The sequence below is a fragment of the Sphingobium lactosutens DS20 genome, from assembly GCF_000445105.1.
GTDB classification, from domain to species: Bacteria; Pseudomonadota; Alphaproteobacteria; order Sphingomonadales; family Sphingomonadaceae; genus Sphingobium; species Sphingobium lactosutens.
This window is the reverse complement of the sequence record NZ_ATDP01000021.1, coordinates 1-1484: the sequence shown is the minus strand read 5'-3', so window position 1 is coordinate 1484 and position 1484 is coordinate 1. Positions and strand designations below refer to the sequence as shown.

The window sequence follows — 1484 nt, the reverse complement described above, 5'->3', positions numbered from 1 at the left end:
GGCTGTTCAGTGAGCGGAGCGGCATGGAGCAGGGCGCGGGGGTGGTCATGTCGATGCCGCTGGGCGGCGGTCACAGACGCGCGGCGGCGGACCGGGCTTCCGCGGAAGGCAATGCCGCGCAGCTTGAGCATATGTCCGTCCAGCGGACCGTGAGGGCCATCGCGGATGCCGATCTGTCCAGCGCCACATTGCGGCTGGAGGCGTGGAAAAACACGGATCTGTCAGCGCAAAGCGCCGCTAGTGCGCTGGCCCGAACCGAACGTGGCTACCAGCTCGGCCAGATCGACCTTGCCGACCTGCTCTATGCCCGCCGTCAGGCGGGTGAAGCGCGCCGGTCCGAGATCATGGCGCGATCGGAAGCGGCCCGCGCCCTGCTCAAGCTGGAAATCGATTCGCATAGCCTGTGGGTGGTTCACGATGAGGATGGCGGTTGACGCCAGGTCACGCGCGGGCGCTCACCAGCCAGGCTTTCGCGCCCATGCGAACACCTTCATTATCGCAATTGCGCTCGAACAGTTCGACCAGGCTGCGGTGAACGGCTGCGCGTGTGTCGTCCCCGCTCGCCCGGACGAGATCGCCGACCTGCATGCCGTCGAGCACGAAGCGGGTGGCGCTCTCGGGATCGCTGCCGGGTCCGCCGACGCGCTGCTCGCCCGTCCAGGCGTCGAACGATATGTCACAGAAGCCGGCGCTTTGCAGAAGATCGGTGACATAATCCTGCTCGCCCAGCGCGAAGGGGCCGGGCTCGCGCGGCTGCGGCGTGGGCAGGTCGATATGCCGGCGGATCGCGGCCATGACATTGCGCTGCCACGGATTGTCGGCGATCGGCGCCCACACCGCGATGTCGAGCCGTCCACCGGCACGCAGCATCCGGCGCAGATTGGCGAATGCGGCATAGGGTTCGGGAAAGAACATCGTGCCGAAGCGGGAATGCAGCCGGTCGAAGGGGGCTTCTTCGGGCATGGCCGTCGCGGCGTCGCCTTGTTCGAAGCGGATGTTGGCAAGACCGGCGCGCTGCGCCCGATCCGTTGCCGCCGCCACCAGTTCGGGCGATATGTCGAGGCCGAGCGCCAATCCCGTGTTGCCCGTCCTTTCGGCGATCCGCCTCGTCGTCCAGCCGCCGCCGCAGCCGATATCGACCACCTTCTCCCCGGCAACATAGGCTGCTCGCGCGAGCAGCGCTGCGCCGATCGGTTCGATCATGCTCTCGAAACGGTCGAGCTGGGCGAGCCAGCGTGTGCCCGCTTCCCCCGCCCAGTCGTGCGCGGCCGGTTCCTTGCTGTTCCCGTCAGCGTCATTCATTGCCCTTCTCCCACTGTGGCACCAATTGAAACGTGTTTGGAAGTCGGCGCATCGGGCAAGTCCCAGCCCCCACCGATCGCCTTGTACAACGCCACCAGTTGCACCGCCGTTGTGGCATGCGCGCGGGCACAGGCGGTTTCAGCTTCGTGCAGGAGGCGCTCGGCCGCAAGCAGTTCAATCCC

General features: G+C 66.9%; 2 protein-coding genes and 1 pseudogene. 1 reads left to right on the top strand and 2 read right to left on the bottom strand.

The window, feature by feature from the left end; genetic code table 11:
• The coding region (locus tag RLDS_RS29410) for a TolC family protein (protein ID WP_021224262.1) at nucleotides 1-434 on the top strand (434 nt) is incomplete at its 5' end.
• Nucleotides 435-441: 7 nt separating this feature from the next.
• Here RLDS_RS29410 and RLDS_RS29405 read toward each other — a convergent pair.
• Together RLDS_RS29405 and RLDS_RS56770 are read right to left on the bottom strand one after the other, a co-directional pair.
• Nucleotides 442-1302 carry a class I SAM-dependent methyltransferase gene (locus RLDS_RS29405; protein WP_020819435.1) on the bottom strand — a complete coding sequence of 287 codons (861 nt, stop codon included), beginning with the start codon at nucleotides 1300-1302 and terminating at the stop codon, nucleotides 442-444.
• A pseudogene (locus tag RLDS_RS56770) lies at nucleotides 1299-1484 on the bottom strand (efflux transporter outer membrane subunit); the annotation flags it as partial. The pseudogene RLDS_RS56770 and the gene RLDS_RS29405, both read right to left, overlap by 4 nt.